This window comes from Mitsuaria sp. TWR114, from assembly GCF_007997345.1.
Window position 1 is genome coordinate 1 of record NZ_VOSR01000136.1, and the last position, 17,310, is coordinate 17,310.

The 17,310-nt window shown below is 64.9% G+C and carries 17 protein-coding genes and 1 pseudogene; 12 read left to right on the plus strand and 6 right to left on the minus strand.

All coding sequences use genetic code 11. The features are described 5' to 3' along the window. The 10 genes and pseudogenes from FUT87_RS06455 to FUT87_RS06495 all read left to right on the plus strand — a co-directional run. Window positions 1-402 (plus strand): response regulator transcription factor (locus FUT87_RS06455; RefSeq protein ID WP_147240475.1); only part of this gene is annotated, 402 nt, incomplete at its 5' end. Next, on the plus strand, window positions 386-1,156 hold the full coding sequence (locus tag FUT87_RS28495; RefSeq protein ID WP_222617059.1) for a hypothetical protein: 771 nt from the start codon (window positions 386-388) through the stop codon (window positions 1,154-1,156). The genes FUT87_RS06455 and FUT87_RS28495, both read left to right, overlap by 17 nt. Beyond that, complete coding sequence (locus FUT87_RS28500) at window positions 1,099-1,899, plus strand: cell wall metabolism sensor histidine kinase WalK (RefSeq protein WP_186830389.1); 801 nt, start codon at window positions 1,099-1,101, stop codon at window positions 1,897-1,899. Before FUT87_RS28495 ends, FUT87_RS28500 begins: the two co-directional genes overlap by 58 nt. Before the next feature lie 212 nt (window positions 1,900-2,111). Further along, window positions 2,112-2,359: pseudogene (locus FUT87_RS30410) on the plus strand (ATP-binding cassette domain-containing protein); the annotation flags it as partial. Window positions 2,360-2,498: 139 nt separating this feature from the next. Beyond that, a complete protein-coding gene (locus FUT87_RS29850) occupies window positions 2,499-2,660 on the plus strand; it encodes an HlyD family secretion protein (RefSeq protein WP_222617061.1) in 162 nt (53 codons plus the stop codon). Window positions 2,661-2,868: 208 nt separating this feature from the next. Beyond that, the gene (locus FUT87_RS06475; protein ID WP_147240477.1) at window positions 2,869-3,126 is read left to right on the plus strand and encodes a hypothetical protein; all 258 of its coding nucleotides are present in this window, start codon (window positions 2,869-2,871) and stop codon (window positions 3,124-3,126) included. A gap of 422 nt (window positions 3,127-3,548) precedes the next feature. Continuing rightward, window positions 3,549-4,019, plus strand: coding sequence for a helix-turn-helix transcriptional regulator (locus FUT87_RS06480; protein ID WP_147240478.1), 471 nt, complete (start codon window positions 3,549-3,551; stop codon window positions 4,017-4,019). Between the two features lie 76 nt (window positions 4,020-4,095). Then, window positions 4,096-4,509, plus strand: a complete 414-nt coding sequence (locus FUT87_RS06485; RefSeq protein ID WP_147240479.1) for a VOC family protein — start codon at window positions 4,096-4,098, stop codon at window positions 4,507-4,509. Window positions 4,510-4,521: 12 nt separating this feature from the next. Further along, window positions 4,522-4,959 (plus strand): DUF1801 domain-containing protein, encoded by a 438-nt coding sequence (locus FUT87_RS06490; RefSeq protein WP_147240480.1) that lies wholly within the window; start codon window positions 4,522-4,524, stop codon window positions 4,957-4,959. A 117-nt stretch (window positions 4,960-5,076) separates the two neighbouring features. Next, window positions 5,077-7,374, plus strand: coding sequence for a diguanylate cyclase domain-containing protein (locus FUT87_RS06495; protein WP_255511700.1), 2,298 nt, complete (start codon window positions 5,077-5,079; stop codon window positions 7,372-7,374). Window positions 7,375-7,742: 368 nt separating this feature from the next. Here the strand turns inward: FUT87_RS06495 and FUT87_RS06500 are convergent, their stop codons facing one another. From FUT87_RS06500 to FUT87_RS06515, 4 genes are all read right to left on the minus strand, one after another. Next, window positions 7,743-9,557 carry an OmpA family protein gene (locus tag FUT87_RS06500; RefSeq protein ID WP_186830390.1) on the minus strand — a complete coding sequence of 605 codons (1,815 nt, stop codon included), beginning with the start codon at window positions 9,555-9,557 and terminating at the stop codon, window positions 7,743-7,745. Window positions 9,558-9,923: 366 nt separating this feature from the next. Continuing rightward, complete coding sequence (locus FUT87_RS06505; protein WP_147240483.1) at window positions 9,924-11,915, minus strand: M6 family metalloprotease domain-containing protein; 1,992 nt, start codon at window positions 11,913-11,915, stop codon at window positions 9,924-9,926. A gap of 59 nt (window positions 11,916-11,974) precedes the next feature. After that, the gene (locus FUT87_RS29855) at window positions 11,975-12,352 is read right to left on the minus strand and encodes a hypothetical protein (protein ID WP_222617062.1); all 378 of its coding nucleotides are present in this window, start codon (window positions 12,350-12,352) and stop codon (window positions 11,975-11,977) included. A 432-nt stretch (window positions 12,353-12,784) separates the two neighbouring features. Next, on the minus strand, window positions 12,785-13,924 hold the full coding sequence (locus FUT87_RS06515; RefSeq protein WP_147240485.1) for a hypothetical protein: 1,140 nt from the start codon (window positions 13,922-13,924) through the stop codon (window positions 12,785-12,787). Between the two features lie 257 nt (window positions 13,925-14,181). Between FUT87_RS06515 and FUT87_RS31615 the strand changes: the two genes are divergently transcribed. Beyond that, entirely contained in the window at window positions 14,182-14,454 is a 273-nt protein-coding gene (locus FUT87_RS31615; RefSeq protein ID WP_404935367.1) for a DUF6988 family protein, read from the plus strand. 751 nt (window positions 14,455-15,205) lie between these two features. Here the strand turns inward: FUT87_RS31615 and FUT87_RS06520 are convergent. Further along, complete coding sequence (locus tag FUT87_RS06520) at window positions 15,206-15,955, minus strand: hypothetical protein (protein WP_147240486.1); 750 nt, start codon at window positions 15,953-15,955, stop codon at window positions 15,206-15,208. A gap of 162 nt (window positions 15,956-16,117) precedes the next feature. Between FUT87_RS06520 and FUT87_RS06525 the strand changes: the two genes are divergently transcribed. Then, entirely contained in the window at window positions 16,118-16,603 is a 486-nt protein-coding gene (locus tag FUT87_RS06525) for a hypothetical protein (protein WP_147240487.1), read from the plus strand. 176 nt (window positions 16,604-16,779) lie between these two features. On the opposite strand, the gene FUT87_RS06530 is transcribed toward FUT87_RS06525, so the two are convergent. Further along, entirely contained in the window at window positions 16,780-17,199 is a 420-nt protein-coding gene (locus tag FUT87_RS06530; RefSeq protein ID WP_147240488.1) for a VOC family protein, read from the minus strand. Window positions 17,200-17,310 lie beyond the last annotated feature (111 nt).

A 17,310-nucleotide genomic window follows, 5' to 3' on the forward strand; every position in this document is an offset into this window, starting at 1 on the left:
GGCGCCGACGATTACCTCGCCAAGCCCTTTCCGATGGAGGAACTGGTGGCGCGGGTGCGGGCGCTGATGCGCCGCCCGGCGGCGGTGCGCCCGCCGCGCGCCCTGTTCGGCGACATCGAGGTCGACGTCGGCGAGGCGCTGCTGCTGCGCGGGGGCGCCTCGGTGGCGCTGGCGCCGGCGGAGCTGCAGATCGCGATCACGCTGGTGCAGCAGCAGGGGCGCACGGTCCGGCGCGCGGCGCTGGAGGCGGCGGCCTGGGGGCTGTCCGACGCGGTGACGCCGAATGCGCTCGACGTCGCGCTGCATCGTCTGCGCAAGAAGCTGGCGTCGCTCGGATCGAGCCTGCGCATCGTCAATCTCCGGAACCATGGATATGCGCTTCAAGATGCGGTGGCCGAATAGCCTGCGCAACCGGGTGCTGGCGGTGCTGGCGGCCAGCATGGTGCTCAGCGCGCTGCTGGTGGGCCTGGCGTCCACCGTGCTGTGGGAGCCGTTCACGCGCTGGGTGCTGCGCGATCAGATCGAGGACAACGGCGCCGCGCTGGCCCGGCACATGCGCTTCGATGCCGCGGGGCGTCCGAGCGGTTTCGACGAGGCCAAGATCGAGCCCTGGCTCTTCGAGAGCTTCCGGGCGGAGGTCCTGCTGCGGGTCATCGACGCCAACGGCCGCGCCATCTATGCCACCGACGGCGAGACGGCGGTGCTCACCCGGAACGGCAAGGGCTTCGAGCCCTGGCGCCAGTCCTTCACCTTCACGCACCGCGGCGTGGCCATGCATGGCGTGACGATTCCGCGCGAGCACGCCGGCAAGCGGCTGTTCGTCCAGTTCGCGGTCAGCGACCGCATGGTGCTGCAGATGCGCGAGTCGATCGGGCTGGACGTCCTGCGCCAGGGCCTCATGGCCTTGGCGGCGACCTTCGTGCTGGTCTTCTTCGTGACGATCCACCTGGCGCTGCGGCAGGCGCTGCAGCCGGTGCGCGAGGCTTCCAGCGCGGCGCGCCGCATCGCGCCGCGCACGCTCGATCAGCGATTGCCGGCCGCCGGCAGCCCCGCGAGCTGCGTCCGCTGGTCGAGGCTTTCAACGCGGCGCTGGACCGGTTGCAGGGGGGCTTCAAGACGCAGCAGGAGTTCCTCTCCAACGCGGCGCATGAGTTGAAGACGCCGCTGGCGCTGATCCGCGCGCAGGTCGAGCTGGCGGAGGAGGGCGCCTGGCGCGACCAGATCCTGGACGACGTCGACCGCGTCGCCCGCCAGGTGCAGCAACTGCTGCTGCTGGCCGAGGCCAGCGAGCCGCAGAACTACCGGATCGAGGCGCTCGATCCCCAGCCGGCGGTGCGCGAGGTCTTCGACTTCATGGAGCGGGTGGCCTCGCGGCACGGCGTCACGCTGGGCTTGCAGCTCAGTCCCGCGCTGCGCTTCTGGCACGCCGATCGGGGCGCGCTGTTCACGCTGCTGAAGAACCTGCTCGAGAACGCGATCCAGCACAGTCCGCCGGGCGGCGTGGTGACGCTGGCCGTGAGCCCAGACGGGTTCTCGGTGCTGGACTGCGGCAAGGGTGTGGCCGAGGAAGATCTGCCGCGGCTGTTCGAGCGCTTCTGGCGCGGCGTCGACCGGCGCGAGCAGGGCGCGGGCCTGGGCCTGGCGATCTGCACCGAGATCGCCGCGGCCCACGGCTGGCGGCTGAGCGCGCACCGCCGCTCGCCGGGGCTGGAGCTGCGCTGCGACATGGCCGCGACCGCGACCGCGACCGCGACCGCTGAGCCCGCCGCGCCGTCGGCCGAGGCGCCGGCGGACGCGCCGCCGCGAGCGCCGGCGCTGGACATCGCGCCGCCCGGGCGTGCTGCTGCCCGCGGATTCCAGGCGGACTATGCGCAGTCGATGCGGCGGGCACTGTTCTGACGGGATCGACCGGCTGTCCGATTGACGGCTTTGGCCCAGGCGGTTGATCCGCCAATCTGCTGCGACAGGATGATGACGACGTCGCGCGCGCTCCTTCGGCAAAAGAGCGAGCTTGGATGCCAGTCGCAGCCATAACCCGCTGCTCGCATAAGGGAAGTGATGGATGCGAGCCACAACAAGTCATGGCCGGGCCAACCGCAACTTCGTTGCAGGTGGGGCGCAGCGGCTCGAGCAGAGCACGCTGACCGAGCTGCCGCAGCGGCTGTACGCGCCGTGGTCGGGATGGGTGCTCGTGGACGGACAGGACATCGCCACGGCCGACGCGACGCAGCTGCGCCGTCAGGTCGGCGTGGTGTTGTATGAGAACGCGCTGTTCAGCTGCTCGGTCCGGGAGAACATCGCCATCGACGATCCCGGCGCACCGCTGGAGGCGGTGATCCACGCGGCGAAGCTGGTGGGGGGAGAAGCTGCAGAGCACGGTGCCGATGGCGCCGCCGCGGCGAGCGCGTGGAGCAGGAGAAGAACCTGGCGATGGCACTGGCCCGCCAGCGTGAGGGCTGGTGCTGGTGCCGGACGAAGCTGAGGCGACTGCGGAGGTCGTGCTTGAGAATAAGGACATCGGCTTCGTGCGCACCGGACTCGAGGCGGAGATCAAGCTCGGGACCTTCTTGTACACGCGCTACGGCACGGTGCCGGCAACGGTGAAGAGCGTGACCGAGGACGCGGTGAACGACGAGAAGCGCGGGCCGATCTTCCGGTAACGCTGGTGTTCGGCTAAGGCGCCTTCGACGTCGACGGGATGCAGGTGCGCTTGGTTCTCGCATGGATGTGACCGCGGAGATCAAGACCTCGCAGCGGCGCGTGATCCGGTATCTGTTCGATCCCGCGCAAACGAGCTTTCAAGAAAGTTTCCGTGAGCGTTGAGCATCGTTTGGTAGGGAAACTTGCATTTTATCGGGAGGTATAAATATGGATATTCCGGGTGGTATTGGTGGAGCGTTAATGTGCGTGGGTGGGCTGCTCGGTCTCTATACAGGAAACTTGCTGCCGCCATCGAAGCGTGTCAAAAGCAACTTTAAAGAGTTAGAGAGAAAGAGGCGGCAAAACCAAGCCTCCTCCGAAGAGGTTGGGTGGGTGTTTGTGTATAGATTTGACAAAATTGCCTTCATTCTGACTTGGGCTTTTATTGTGGCTGGACTTGTTATTTTCTTGATTGAAAAACTCTGAGGGGTGGGTAAGGTTTGTCGTCCGTCCTATTGATTCAGGTTTGATGCCCCGATTGGAGGAGAGCCGGGAGTGCTATATGAGGCGGCAATCTCGGCGCTGAAGAACTTCGTTGACGGTGCTGGCGGTGCAGACACGACTGAAGACGCATCTGGGTGCGGTCCAACTCGTCGTTGATGATTCGGGTGTGCGGTTGTCTAGCAATGGGGGCGTCGAGATGTGGAAGGCGCGTCATGACTCCAATGAGCGCGAAGCCATTGCGGATCTAGCCGACTTGGTTCAGTACGCTGACGCTCTGCGCGGGCAAGGAGTCCTGGCCAGTACGGACGAGGGAGCCGGCTATGCCGACAGGATCGACGACCGGTGCTGTGCTTCCGAGCTACTCGGGAGAGCAGTCAGCGAGCGTGCGTGGGTAGGATGTCGGCATGCCTGTCGCCTCACACTCTGCTACTCCGGTCGCCGCTGAGGTGCCCGACACCCGCCTGCGCGACCTCGCCCGCCTGCGCCGCGTGCGCGACCGGATCGATCGCGAGTACGCCCAGCCGCTGGACGTCGAGGCGCTGGCCGCGGGCGTGCACATGTCCTCCGGTCACCTGAGCCGGCAGTTCCGCCTGGCTTACGGCGAGTCCGTCTACGCCTACCTGATGACCCGCCGCATCGAGCGCGCCATGGCGCTGCTGCGCCGCGGCGACCTCAGCGTCACCGAGGTCTGCTTCGAGGTGGGGTGCGCCTCGCTGGGCACCTTCAGCACGCGCTTCACCGAGCTCGTCGGCGTCCCGCCGAGCGCCTACCGCCGCGACGCCGCGCGCGAGGGCGAGGGCCTGCCGTCCTGCGTGGCCAAGCAGGTGACGCGTCCGATCAGGAATCGAGAAGCGCCGGAGAAACAGCCCACCTAGACTGCGTCGCATGGGTCCGGAACCCCGGCGGCGACGGCCGCCGACCACGCTGACCGCAACCAATCTGGAGATTCACATGGACATCACCATCCACTCGACCTTCCTGCCGCATACCGACGCCGAGGCCTCGCTGGCCTTCTACCGCGACGGCCTGGACTTCGAGATCCGCAAGGATGTCGCCTTCGGCGGCAACCGCTGGATCACCATCGGCCCCAAGGGCAAACCCGACACCTCGATCGTGCTGTTCCCGCCGAACGCGACCCCCGGCGTCACCGACGAGGAGAAGCGCACCATCGCCGAGATGATGGCCAAGGGCACCTTCGCGATGCTGCTGCTCGGCGCGAAGGACCTGGACGCGACCTTCCAGCGCCTGCAGTCGCAGGACGCGGAGATCGTGCAGGAGCCCACCGACCAGCCCTACGGCGTGCGCGACTTCGGCGTGCGCGACCCGGCCGGCAACATGATCCGTATCCAGCAGCTGAAGAACTGAGCGGAGGACGACATGCCCACCACGACCACGACCACGACGACCGAAGCGGCCGGCGCCGTCGATGCCGCCGCGATGATCGATGCCCGCATCGCCGAGCTCGGCGACTGGCGCGGCGAGATGCTGGCGCGGCTGCGCCGGCTGATGAAGGAGGCGGTGCCCGGCGTCGAGGAGTCCTGGAAGTGGCGGGGCACGCCGGTCTGGGAACGCAACGGCCAGATCTGCACCGGCGAGACCTACAAGGAGGTCGTGAAGATGACCTTCGCGAAGGGCGCGAAGCTGGCCGATCCGGCCCGGCTCTTCAATTCCAGCCTCGATGGCAACGTGCGCCGCGCCATCGACATCCGCCAGGGCGACCCGGTGGACGAGCAGGCGCTCAAGGCGCTGTTCAAGGCCGCCGCCGCGCTGAACGACGCGGCGGCGAAGCCGAAAAAGGCGACGCGCGCGGCGTGACGCCGGCCTGGGCGCCGATCAACCTTCGAGGGCCCGGCGACGGGCGGCATGCCAGGGGGGAGGAACCAGTCATGCATCGATTCCACGGGCGTCCCGGACTTCCGGGGCCCTGACACCGTGACGGGCGTCTACGACCCGCAACTGGTGGCGCTGTCCATCGTGACGGCGGTGATCGCCTCGTTCGTCGCGCTGGACATGGCGACGCGGGTGGTCGCGGCCGCCGGGTCGCCGATGCGCACGGCGCTGTGGCTCGCCTGCGGCGCGCTGGCGATGGGCACCGGCATCTGGGCCATGCACTTCGTGGGCATGTTGGCGTTCTCGCTGCCCATCGCGCTGGCCTATGACGTGCCGGTCACGTTGGCGTCGCTCGCGGTGGCGGCGTTGTCCTCGGCGCTGGCGCTGCACACGATCGCGCGCCCCAGCCTGGGACGGCGGCGGCTGCTGATCGCCGGCACGCTGATGGGGCTGGGCATCGCCTGCATGCATTACCTCGGCATGGAGGCGATGCGGATGCAGCCCGGCATCCGCTACGACCCGGCGCTGTTCGCGCTGTCCGTGGTGCTGGCGGTGGCCGCCTCGACGGCGGCGCTGCTGATCTGCTTCCGGCTGCGGCACGAGACCATCGTCACCGGACCCTGGAAGAAGTCGGCGAGCGCCGTCGTCATGGGCGCGGCGATCGTGGGCATGCATTACACCGGCATGGCGGCAGCCAATTTCCCGGAGGGCGGCGTCTGCGGCGCGCTGGCCGACGGCATGGGCGGCGCCTGGCTGGGTTTCGTGATCGCGGGCCTGGCGACGCTGTTCCTGCTGACCACGCTGCTCAGCTCCATTTATGAGGCGACGCCGCCGACCATCCGGTCGCGGTTGGTGTTCCTGGTCATCGCCGCCGTCATGCCGGTGGCCGTGATGACGCTGGCGCTGGTGCTGCTGGACTTCCAGCGCGTGCGGGACGTGAAGGCCGGCGACCGCCTGAACACCGCGCGCGCCATCGCGGCCGCGGTGGACCGGGACCTGAGCGGGGTCGAATCGGGCCTGCGCGTCCTGGCGGCCTCGCAGCTGCCGCCGGGCGAGGGGCTCGCGGCGTTCTCGCTCGAGGCGCGGGAGGCGATGCCGCTGCTGCACGCCTCCGGGCTTCGGCTGGAGGATTCCGCCGGCAACCTGGTGATGGACATCCGCCAGCCCCGGCATGGCTCGACGGTGGTCGCGGGCGCGTCCGGCGCGTCGTCGCCCGCGGTGGCGCCGAGGCCGGTGTCGGCGCCCACCGAGGCGATGGCGTCGCTTTCCGGAGAGCCTTCGCCCGAGCAGTTGATCGAGGTCTCGGTGCCCTTGCCGGCGGACAAGGCGGCACAGCTTCAAGGCGCGACGGCGCTGCGCGCGCGGCTCGCGCCGGACCGCTTGAGAGACCTGCTGGCGTTGCAGCAGATGGACCCGGACTGGCTCGCGACGGTGTATGACCGCGAGGGTCGCGTCGTGGCGCGCACCCGGGGGGCGGAGCGCTACTTCGGCGTCGAGGCGCCGCGGGACCTGCTGCTCAAGCTGCGTGGGCAGTGGGAGGGGCTGATGGACACGACCAGCCTCGATGGGGTCGCGGTGCAGACGGCGTTCGTGCGGACGGAATCGTCGGGGTGGGCGGTGGGCATCAGCGTGCCGAGCGCGAGCCTGCGGCTGCCATTGACGCGGGCGTTGGCGTGGCTGGTGGGCGGCTTCATGCTGACGATCGCGGGCAGCCTGCTGCTGGCGTGGCGGATCGGCGGCCGGATCGCCGGCGCGGTCCAGGCCTTGACGCAGCCGGCGCTGGCCTTGGGCACGGGCGTGGCGGTGGAGGTGCCGCCGCTGGGCGTGGTGGAAGTCGATCGGGTGGGGCGCGCGTTGACGCACGCGGCGCGGCTGCTGGACGCCGCGCAGCACGAGGCGAATCACGACGCGCTGACGGGGCTGGCGAATCGCTCGCTGTTCCGGCAGATGGTGCAGCAGCAGCTGGCGCTCGCGCGTCGAAATGGGACCAGCGTGGCGGTGCTCTATGTCGATCTGGACGGCTTCAAGGAGGTCAACGACACGCACGGACATGGCGTCGGCGACCTGCTGCTGAAGGAGGCCGCGCAGCGCTTGCGCGCGGCGGTGAGGGCAGGGGACCTGGTGGCGCGGCTGGGGGGCGATGAATTCGCCGTCGCGCTGGTGCACCCAGGACAACGGGGAGCGGCCAAGGTCGCGGCCAAGCTGGTGCAGGCGCTCTCGGAGCCCTTCGAGCTCGGTGGGCTGCGGGTGTCGGTGTCGGCCAGCATCGGCGGCGCGTCGGCGCCGTCGTCGCCGGCGGAGGAGCCGGCCGATTGCGACGCACTGCTGGAACAGGCCGACGCGGCGATGTACCAGGCGAAGCAGTCGGGGAAGTCGAGGTTTGTGTTGGCGGGGGTGTAGGAACCTCGCAAGACGGAGTGAAGCGAGCGAATGATCGAACCGAGGCGCGCCTCTAGTTCAGTTGGAGGCCTTGGATGGGAATGAGCGCCTCTACCCTGAGGGCGACGTCGGCTGTGCAGCGATTGCCGTCATCCGCAGAAAGTGGTCAGCCTCACAGTCCTTGCCGGCATGCCGCCATCGGACCGCCAGCGCCAGGCCAGCGTGGACGACCGTAGTTGGGGGTGAAGCGGACGTAGCTGCGCTCTGGCCGCTGCACCCCACACCGAATGTCTGCTGCCCGGTCGGCCGAACTGGTGCTATCGACCCAATGCCGCCATTCGACGTTGCCTGCGCACGACGGCCGTCCCACTGAGGGGAGTGATAGGGACTTAGAGGACAGTTACCTCCACGCGCCTGTTGGTCTTCCATGCGTCTTCTGAATCCTGAGAATTCTTAGGGCGTGTGTAACCCCAACCAAGGCTAAGTACCCGGATCTGGCGCGCCGCGGCATCGCGGCTCTCCCTCAGCGTGGATCGGACTATCCTCGCCACTGCCTCAGCACGCTCCCGGCTCAACCTTTGGTTCATCGTGCATCCGCCCCTAATATCGGTGTGCCCCTCAATGACGATTGCATGCCGAACGGTTAACTTGCTTTCGCGGATCGAAGCCCGGATGCGATTGATGCTTGCGGCGTCAATGACGGACGACCCCGTCTCGAAACTGATTGCCCAAGGCGGTTGAGGCGTGCTCACCTGCGATCGCTGGACATCTTCAAGCAGGAATCTTGTCAAAGCGTCGTCTGCGACCCGAGAAACTTGATTGACACAGCGCGAGACAGGGGTTCCGCCCGATGAGGTTGCCTCCAGAGATCGATTTGCCGCGTTGCCCAAGGCGGTACCTGGATACTTGATGCCTAGGTCCCGAAAGACGGCGGCAATCTCCTCGTCTAGGGGCCCCAGGGCGAACGAGAGGGCGTACTCCCACTTTCGGCCAGCGTCCTCGAGCATGGCGGCGGCGCCGACATCCTTGTCCGCCCTGGGTTCGACGATATCGACAACAGCGACGTTGCTGGCGCTAAGGACCGCAGCCTGTGTCGCCTTGTCGACCAATGCGACACGAAGCGTGTATTGGCCAACCTCAAGAAACACTTGGCCACTCTGGCTCACGGAAAGATCGACCTTCGACCTTAACGTGGCTCCCGGGTGCAGTTCAGTGAATTCATCTAGGTTCGCGAGCTCCTGCAGATTCGCAATGCCGCTAAGGCGGTTCGTCGTGCCCCCAAGTTCCTTCACGTCGATGCGAAGCCATCCTCCACCAAGACGACCCCACTGCTTTGGCACCTTCACGGTTTCGCCACCGTTGTTAGTGAGCCGAAGCTCAGCTGCAACCGGGCTTCCCTTTGGAGCCACCATTGGCAAGGGGTCAATCCGAAGTGCCAAGGTACTGGCGTCCGGTGTCCATGGCTGGGGATCGTTCGGAAAGACGACCTGAGCCTCGCCATCTGAGGGGTCTACTCTTCTTGGGTTTGGCTGCGGCTCGCACGGACGATAGGTGCGGACGTCTTCGATGAACGGCTTGTTGCCCGCGCCTGGCGCAACAAACGTGATGGCACTGGCCATCAGGTGCTGGATGCTCCCGACCGTCCATTCCCAGATCGGGTCTGCGTCGGAGATCGTGACATGCTCTATTGAGTAATAGGGAAAGCTGTCGGCAGTCTTCTTTGCGCGAACTGCGTCGTGATGGGTAATGTTCAAGAGGTGCGAGAGTTCATGCGCGAAGGTTCTGGTTGCCATTGCCCGCCGCGACTTGTCGTCAGGCACGCGCCTCCAGATGTTCCCGAGGAAGATGATCGCGTCGTTGCGAGGCAAGCGATCCTCCGCAACAAGCTCGCCAGAATCTGTGTAGAACCCGAATAGTGGCGAGTAACCCGCGAAGTCCGTGCTATCCGACTTGCCGGCTTCCAGCGGCTCAAGGAAGTTCTTGGTAGGCGTTCCTGCCAATGTGACGTAGATGTCAACCTTGGTTGGGTTGGTTCCGCTTGCGGAAGCTGGCTGTTCGGGAGGGACCTGCGCAAAATGCCCTGGGTGCGCGTGTTGCTTGATGATTTCGCCGTACTTGCGCTGCTCCAAGGGGTCAACGTTGGCAGGCAACGCGCCCCAAGCCACATCCGTGGGACTTGCCGAGAAGCGGTAGTCCAGTTGCACTCCGAGCGATTGAAAGAGGTTTCTCGCCCGGTCCAAGTCAATCGCCGAGTCCACAGTCGAGTGAGAAGCTGGTCCTACTGGAGTCAGGAAGTGCACCCTCAGGACCAGTCGTGTTTGTCGATGAGCCTTGAGGTCCTTCGGGCATTCGCCATTCGGGGCCGCACCGACGCTTGGTCCCGGTTGCTGTACCTGGCCGGTCCCAGTAGCCTGGACGGATGGCTTGGAGGGATCGTCAAATGAGCGGACCAGCAGCCAGATGCCGAGGGCCATGGCTGCCAGTACGAGCAAGAGGATCCATGGCCGGCTTGGGCGGGACGTTGCCACTACGCCTCCTTGATCATTCCGCTCGGAAGTGGCCTCGTGGGCCTAGTCCGCGCGAATCTTCACATCCTGTGCCTTGAGTACCTTCCGAGTGGAGGCGGATGCCGCTTGCTCAATGACGCCGGATATCTCGACTCGCTTTTGCAGGAAGTTGCTCAGGGGCCTTTGGCCTGGCTCGTCCGCAGTGGCTGGACTACCCGAAGGGGTCTCGAGGTAGGCCGGCAGGGCCACTGCAATCTCACTGCCAATGTCGTCGACTAGCACAATGCGGCGTGTCCTCCGATCGAAGTAGTTTGACCCGGTATTGATCAGGGTCCCGCTGACAACGACGGTGGCACCAACAGTCATGCTGTTCGCGAGTTCGACTGAGGCGGCTCCGGAGGTCGGCGACGAGGCAGCAGGGGCTGGCCCAGGAGCAGGACCCGGAGCGGTGGCCGCAGGCCCCACCCCAGCCACGACAGGAGCGGGAGATGGGGTTGGGCAGGCGCTTCGCGACACATATGCAGACACGTCAATCCGACCAGCGGTAACCCCTACGTCGCAGAGTGCTAGCGTGCCCACCGACGCAGGCTTGCTAATGCTGTCGAACTTTCCTCTGCTGTTCATCGGGAACGGGTAGAGGTCCTCCCTCCCCGAATAGTGGCCTGCCTTGGCCAGGGAGTTGTTCCCGTCGGCTTGCATCAGCCAAACCCCAGGGTTGGAGCTATCTGCAACCACTCGGTTCGTGGCCAGTCCCGCCTTGACCACAGTCTCATTCACCCGCCAGATCTGCAGTCCGGGTCCGGGCAGTTGCGCATCGAACCCAGTCGGCGTTGTACCGTTTATTAGGTAGTGGATCTTGCCGGTACCTCGTAGCTTGTACGCCTTGCGCGAGGTCTGAATGGGCAGGATTGTCGCCTTGAGTTGGTCAGCATCGACTTCTTCCACTTCAATCCAGCCAAGGAAAGCCTTGGCCCAGGCAGACATGTGAGTCGGGCGGGCAGGCGTCAGTCCATCTGCACCCCAGGATCCGCTGGCCATCAGGCACCAACCGCCTAGCCCCGAGCTCCTTCCATTTGACGCGTCGGTGTCATACAGGTCGGGCAGGCCAAAGGCGTGCCCGAACTCATGGGCAAACACTCCAATCTGCACCATGGTGGACCCGTCGCATGCCAGGCCGGGCATGATCACGTAGTCATCGATCTTGATGGACCCGCCATTCTTCGCGGGCGTGTCTGTGCTCAACTCGATGGCGCCCCAGCCAGAAATGCTATAGCGGTGGGACCAAATGTTCTTGTTGTTAGGCGTGTTGCACTCCCCGCCCCTCCCCTCATGCACAAACGCGACGAAGTCGACGTAGCCGTCGTCATCGCCCGAGTTCGGAACTCCATCGGGCCCGTCGTTGTCGTACTTTCCCCAGTCGATAGGGCCCTGTCGAGAGATGGTGTCCCTTATGAACTGGACGACATTGGCGGTGTTGCAGAGTCCGTGGCACTCCTCCACCTTTCCTGCTGAGTTGGTATAGGGTTGGCCCTCGTAGAACGTGCTGGGGTTTGGCAGGCTTACCCAGTTGCTGACGGTACCCCCGACCTTTAGCTTCCCGCCCGAGATCTCCGTGTAGTACTGGGTCATCGTGCCCGTGGGCCAAGGGCCCTGGAACAGTTGCTGTTGCAACCGCGCGGCCGCGTAAGGCGGACTGGACGCGCCGTTCGAGTACCGAGCGGTGAAGACTGGAACTTGTCTCTCGCCTTGGACCGCTGTTGGTGGCTGCTCTCCGATCTTGCCGCCCAGTAGCGGGGACATTTGGTCGGCAAGGGGATTGGCGCCCGATCCGTCTATCCCGGTTTCGCTGGCTAGCTGCCTAGCTACGCGTGCGCGCTCGGCAACGCCCAACAACGATCGCTTAAACGAGAAGGATCTTGGATCTCGAAGCAACTTGTCCAGGTAGGCTTCTGGAAACGCTTTTCCTGCTGCGGGGGCCTCCGTCGCGGTGACCGGTGAGTGCGACGTCGCGCACAGCACGCCAGCAACCAAGGCAGCATAGAGATGTGCTCGCATTTCTTCCCCTTGTAGGTTCTAGGCCGGAAAGTCCTTCCTGAGACAACGTACCGCCTGCATCAGCATTTGCTGCCGAGGTCAGTCTTGCTCTCAGTGATGGGCTTGACATTCGCCGCCACGAGCGGCCACACGATCTCGTTGTGAAACGTCTTGAGGTCGCTGGCCGTGTCCTTGCCCTTCAGCGAGACCTCGAAGACCACCTTGCCCTTTACCGTCCACATCTCGATGGTCAAGTCGCCCTTCTTGCGGCGAAGCATGTCGCTGACGCACTTCTTCGACACTGCCGTAGAACCGGCTGGGAGCAGGGGAGCAAGCCGAGAATCGTCCGCGGAGCAACTGAGCGAGATCGAGCGTTTTTGCGAATGGGCTCCTGTCCAGGTGACATCGACCTCTCTCTTGCCCTGGACCGATTCCAGGGGGCAGGTCCAGCCTTGCAACTCCGCTGGGAGAGGTGCTGCCCCTGATTTTGTAAGTCGCCTCGGCTTCACCTCCGGCAGTTCTCTCCCTCCCTATGACCGTGTATTCGGCGGGGGGCTTCAGGACATGCTGGATCGAGAAGTACTCGACCTTGAACGCCCTTGCCTTCGGGTCTTGGATCTTGAGGAAGGCAGTTATCTCTTCCAGGCTTGCGGGCCCGCCTGACTTCGGGGTCCAGCGAATCGCGAACTCGGCATCCTCAGCCGCCGACGTGGACGCATGGGAAACGCCGGTGATTGCCGCGGCAACCAGCGAACTTTGGATCGCGCGATTCAGCGGCATTTCAACTCGTCTCCACTCAGGTGCCGTCTCGAGCCAGTCCTCGCGTGCGGGGCTAGCCGCGCGCATCTGCTGGCTGATCGACTCATACCCTTCTGCCTCGGACGGGATGGCTACCGCGCCGAAGCAGGCTTCACGACCTCGTACCCGAAGCGAACGCTTTGCTCCTTCTGAGGGGACGAGTTCCGGATGGCCGCCAGGCGCCTGGCTCTCGCTTGCTCATCCACTGTGGGGCTTGCTTGAGACTGTGCAGAGACCGCCGAGGGCCCGGCAGGAGTTGTTGGCTGGCCGCCTCCCGCCGCGGCCGCCTTCTGGTCCGCCTCCACCTGGAGGTCCACCTCCAGCCGCACTCTCCGAACCTTGTCGGAGTCGTTGAGAAGGCGGAGCTTGCCAATGCTTGTCAGGAACGCCACGCCTCGCGCCTCGGGCGCGTCCGCGTCGAGCTTGAGGTTCTTGAGGTAGGGCGCCGTCTTTGGGTCAAGCTTGGCTATGGCCGCGGCCACGAGCAATCGGCGCTCCTTGCTCGCAGTCATCGCGACGACATAGAGCTCCTCGACCTCTCCCTTCGCGAAGGCACCGGAGACTCCCGGATTCGCCAGTGCGAACAATTCAGCCTCGAGGACCTCGGCCTGCTCGACATCGGCTGATGAGGGGCCGGTTGCGAAAGTTCGGATCTGAGCGGCTTCGACACTTCGCTCGAGCAAGAGCACGATAGCCTTGTGCGAGCACAACTCGTCGTACTCCTGGAGATCGACCTTTGCGAGGTCAAAGCTGGCGTAGTCGCCCGATGCGGCACGCTCCTTGATGCGATCGCCAATGGGCTTTCGCAGCTCAGTCTTCAGCTTCTCGTGAAGCTTGCCAAGTTGCGGCGTGAGGACGAAGTTTCCCTTGTAGTTCTCGAACCATGCGTTTCCAAAGGCCAGCGCAGTTGCCACGTTGAACGCCGAGCGGGCGTTGTGACCCGCAGCCGACAATACTGCTGTCACGGCGGTCCCGCCGATGTTCATGTTGGTCTGAGCATATGCCGCATCGACCCGGCGACGTTCGAGGGTATCGAAGAAGAGGCCACATGTCTGGTCGGAAAGTGTCACCCCCTTCTCCACGAACCGTCGGATCCAAGGCCCCTGCTGGCTCTCGTCGGTGCTGTATGCGCAGTACATGGCCTGCGTGAAGCGTTCGATCTCGGTCGGAATCGATCCGTCGACGGTGGCGGCCGGCGAGAGCCCGCACTTCACGCCGGTCGTGTCCTTCAATGACGCCGGTACCGGGACTGATTCGCTCGGAAGCGGAAGGATTCGCTCTGGCTCGGTGGTGTGCTTGAGGGAGGCGCATCCGGACAGTGCGAAGCCCAACGCGCTGTAAGTTATTAGCCGAAACATGTCCGTGAGTCCCGCTTAGTCCGAACCAATAGGGACGTTACGACGGCATCGGGACAGCGGCATCCACAACACGTATGAGGCCCGACGGAGCAGGCGCCTCCTCGGCAGGCCCAACTCGCTAGTATGCGGGCATTCGTCCGCTGCGCCGGCCCAGTAATGGTTACCCAGTTGCAATGGCGACCGCCGTGATTCGTCAGTCGAATGTCTTGCTGCATGTTGCGTATCGTCTAATGGCGACTCTGGCGGGTTCGCAATGTCGAATGGATCGCTTGACCGCGCTCCATGCTCCATGCGGCCTTCTCCGACTGCTCGCCAACCACTCCGATCCGCGACTCCTAGACTGCGGCCAGGGATCCCAAATGCCTACCGACATCCGCTTCTGCGAGCGCCCGAGTGTTGCTTGACGGCTGGGTTGGACCGGCCGGAGACTCAGGTTCATCGCCGAACAGCGGTCCTTCCCCGGCACGCCGCGGCGAGTTTTTCGAGCGGCCGCGACGGTCAGCTTGTGGCCGGATCGGGGTCAACGAAAGGGTCCAGACTCGTCGCTGAAAACCTGTCCTTCAGGGACCTCGCCGCGGCCAATCTGTCGAGCGCGACGCGACGGGCCGCTTGTGGCCGAGTCCCGGTGGCCACGAACGGCTGCTCCCTGGACGCTCAGCGAGTAGCGCCGAGGCCCGGTCGTCCGACAGCTTCGGGCAACGTCGAATGGCGGCAGTGGGTCAATCTGCGACCGTCGCGGGACGCGATGGCGGTCGCCTGACCAGTCCGAATGCAAGCGTCCGGCCCAAAGGCCGGTTCCGGGGGGGGAAGCAGCCGGCCAGGCCGTGCCGCATCGCTCGACCGCTTCTGGCAACAGCGGTCACGTGGAGCCCGGTCGTCCAACGACCGAGATCAGCCTGAAGCAGCCGTAAGCCACCGATTGGCAGGTCCGCAGCGGAGGCGGACATCAGCGACGCACAGTCGCGCCGCTTGGGTCACATGCCAGAGGTAAGCCCCTTCACGTCATCAAGCAACACGTGAGAGAACGCACCCACCTCTGTTGGCCCGACAAGACCATCGTCGATTAACCAGCAACTCGGATCGAGCTCGCGGCGAGGGGGATCGCAGACGACGAGGCCGTTCGTCGTCCTGAATGCCTCCATCCGCGTCTAACGCTCACCGAGGTGGACGCTCCGCCTTGTAGATCTTGTCCAGGCTGTTGTCCGAGTCCTCGATCTTGATCAGCTCGGTGCGCGAGCGGGTGTCGTCCGCGCCGTTGCCGAACTCGATCAGCGAGCGGGAGAAGAAGGCTTGGCTCGGCGTATCGCCGGCCACGCAGCGCGCGCTCATCAGCACTTTCTCCGGATTGAGCACTGCCACGCCGGCGCCGTGGGAACAGCTGCCACCGACGCACTCGGTGAGCAGGTAGCGAATGTCGCCTCGGTTGAACCAGAGTTGATGCACCGACGCGCCCGGCGCCGCTGGCGAGACGGTGGCGCCAAAACGCTTGCCGTTGTCGGCCGTGGCGACGTATTCCAGTTCCACCTTCTTCGCCGTGCCGTAGCGGTAAGTCAGTTGCTTCGCGGCCGGGCCGGCTTCGGGCTTGGCACACAGCGAGACGATCTTGGTCGCTGTCGGGCAGGAGAAGGCGACCACCTCGTCGGCCTGGCACAGCGTGCCGCTGGACTGGGCGCTCCCTGCGGCTGAAGCGGCCGAGCCGGATGTGCCTCCAGATGCGCCGCCGGAAGTCCTCGAACTCTCCACCGTCCCGGAAGCGCAAGCTGACGTGCCGGCCGCAATGCTCAGCAGCGCCGCCAAAAGGTAGCTGCGTGTTCCGTCGCGCCATCCACCGTGGCGGCGGGCGAGGCCGTGCCCGTCATTCGAAAGCCTTGTGAGCGGTCTTGAAATGGGTACGTCGTTGTGCATAGCTCTCGGAGTGAAGACTGGGCTTCGCAGCGGAATCGGACATCTGATCGCGACCATCGCGAAGGACGATGCCCAGCCAGACACTGAAGTCAATGTATGGCGGATTTCGGAGTCGCGGGCTGGCATAGTCAGCGAGTTGCAGATCGCAGGCCGCAAGAACGTATGCCGCTCCTTCATCGTTCCTCCCTTGTCGTCTTTGCCGACTACTTTCAGTTCTACATTGCCAACGGTGGAGCGAACTGGTCGGCTCCTGAGGACTGGTCGGACGACGACCTACGCAATGGTGGCAAGGTGGCAGAGTCGGTCGTGGCTATAGCGCCGGCCAGCAACATGGACGTCCCCGTCGAAGTTGAAGTTGAAGTTTTCGCAGAGGAGCAGACCATTGACCTTGGGTCGTTCGATCACGCCTTCTCATGCTCACTGCGCTTTGAGACAGGGCATCTGCAACTCCACGAATGCACCGGCCCAGAGCGGCTTTTCCTTTCGGTATCCGCCGGAGACTACCAAGTCGTTGTGCTGTTCAGTGGTCTCGAGCGAATAGGAGAGCACGGCCTGGCAGGTAAGGACTCTTACAAGATCGCCCTTTGGCCAGGCTCACCGCAAGATTTCAAAGTCCTCAAGCAATGGACAGGCGATTGGCGCAACTGACTCTTCGTGACGCAGCGTTGAATGCCGCTGGGTGGGCTCAGGGCCGAGGGGAGCTCCTGACGATTCGATCTCCGGATCAGAACTTCGAGGCGGTGCTTCGCGAGGTCGACATTGACGGATCGATCATGGTGTCTCAACCGTACGAAATCCTGATCCGCCCGATCAGCAACCGCCCGTCAACCCCGCTGACTCGCGAACGTCCCGCGGAACTCCGCTGCCGCGTCCTCTCGGGTATTGACCTCCAGCATCACGCCTCCCGGCATCCAGCAGAAGAAACGCGAGCCGCGCACGTGCGTGATCAGCTCCGTCTCCATGCGGATGTCAGCCGCCAGCATGTCGGCATGGATGCGCTCGAGGTCCGCGCGCGTCGCCACTTCGACGCCGACATGGAAGTTGCGCGGCCAGGTGCAATCGCGGTCGCGGCCGTCCTCGATGACGATGTCGAGCTGGTCCTTCTTGACGATGCGACTGTGGCCGAAGGCGGCTACGGAGAAGCCGAGGAAATGCTCGAAGAACGCGGCCGTCGCGGGAGCGTCGGGGGAGGGGAAGCTGAGGTGGTTGAAAGTGGAACGAACCGTGGTGGAGTGCGTGGTCATTGCAATGCCTATGCGCAAGCCGGCGCGACGCTGCTGCGTCGGGGAACCGGCGGGGTTGCGCGTTGGCTGACGTAAACGCTTACGGCTCGGTGCAGGTCATGGCGATGACTG

Bases quoted from the DNA above. Each gene is read 5' to 3' on its own strand.
- FUT87_RS28495 (WP_222617059.1), top strand. From the start codon at position 386: ATGCGGTGGCCGAATAGCCTGCGCAACCGGGTGCTGGCGGTGCTGGCG.
- FUT87_RS06475 (WP_147240477.1), top strand. From the start codon at position 2,869: ATGGATATTCCGGGTGGTATTGGTGGAGCGTTAATGTGCGTGGGTGGG.
- FUT87_RS06480 (WP_147240478.1), top strand. From the start codon at position 3,549: ATGCCTGTCGCCTCACACTCTGCTACTCCGGTCGCCGCTGAGGTGCCC.
- FUT87_RS06485 (WP_147240479.1), top strand. From the start codon at position 4,096: ATGGACATCACCATCCACTCGACCTTCCTGCCGCATACCGACGCCGAG.
- FUT87_RS06490 (WP_147240480.1), top strand. From the start codon at position 4,522: ATGCCCACCACGACCACGACCACGACGACCGAAGCGGCCGGCGCCGTC.
- FUT87_RS06505 (WP_147240483.1), bottom strand. From the start codon at position 11,915: ATGCGAGCACATCTCTATGCTGCCTTGGTTGCTGGCGTGCTGTGCGCG.
- FUT87_RS06520 (WP_147240486.1), bottom strand. From the start codon at position 15,955: ATGCACAACGACGTACCCATTTCAAGACCGCTCACAAGGCTTTCGAAT.
- FUT87_RS06525 (WP_147240487.1), top strand. From the start codon at position 16,118: ATGCCGCTCCTTCATCGTTCCTCCCTTGTCGTCTTTGCCGACTACTTT.
- FUT87_RS06530 (WP_147240488.1), bottom strand. From the start codon at position 17,199: ATGACCACGCACTCCACCACGGTTCGTTCCACTTTCAACCACCTCAGC.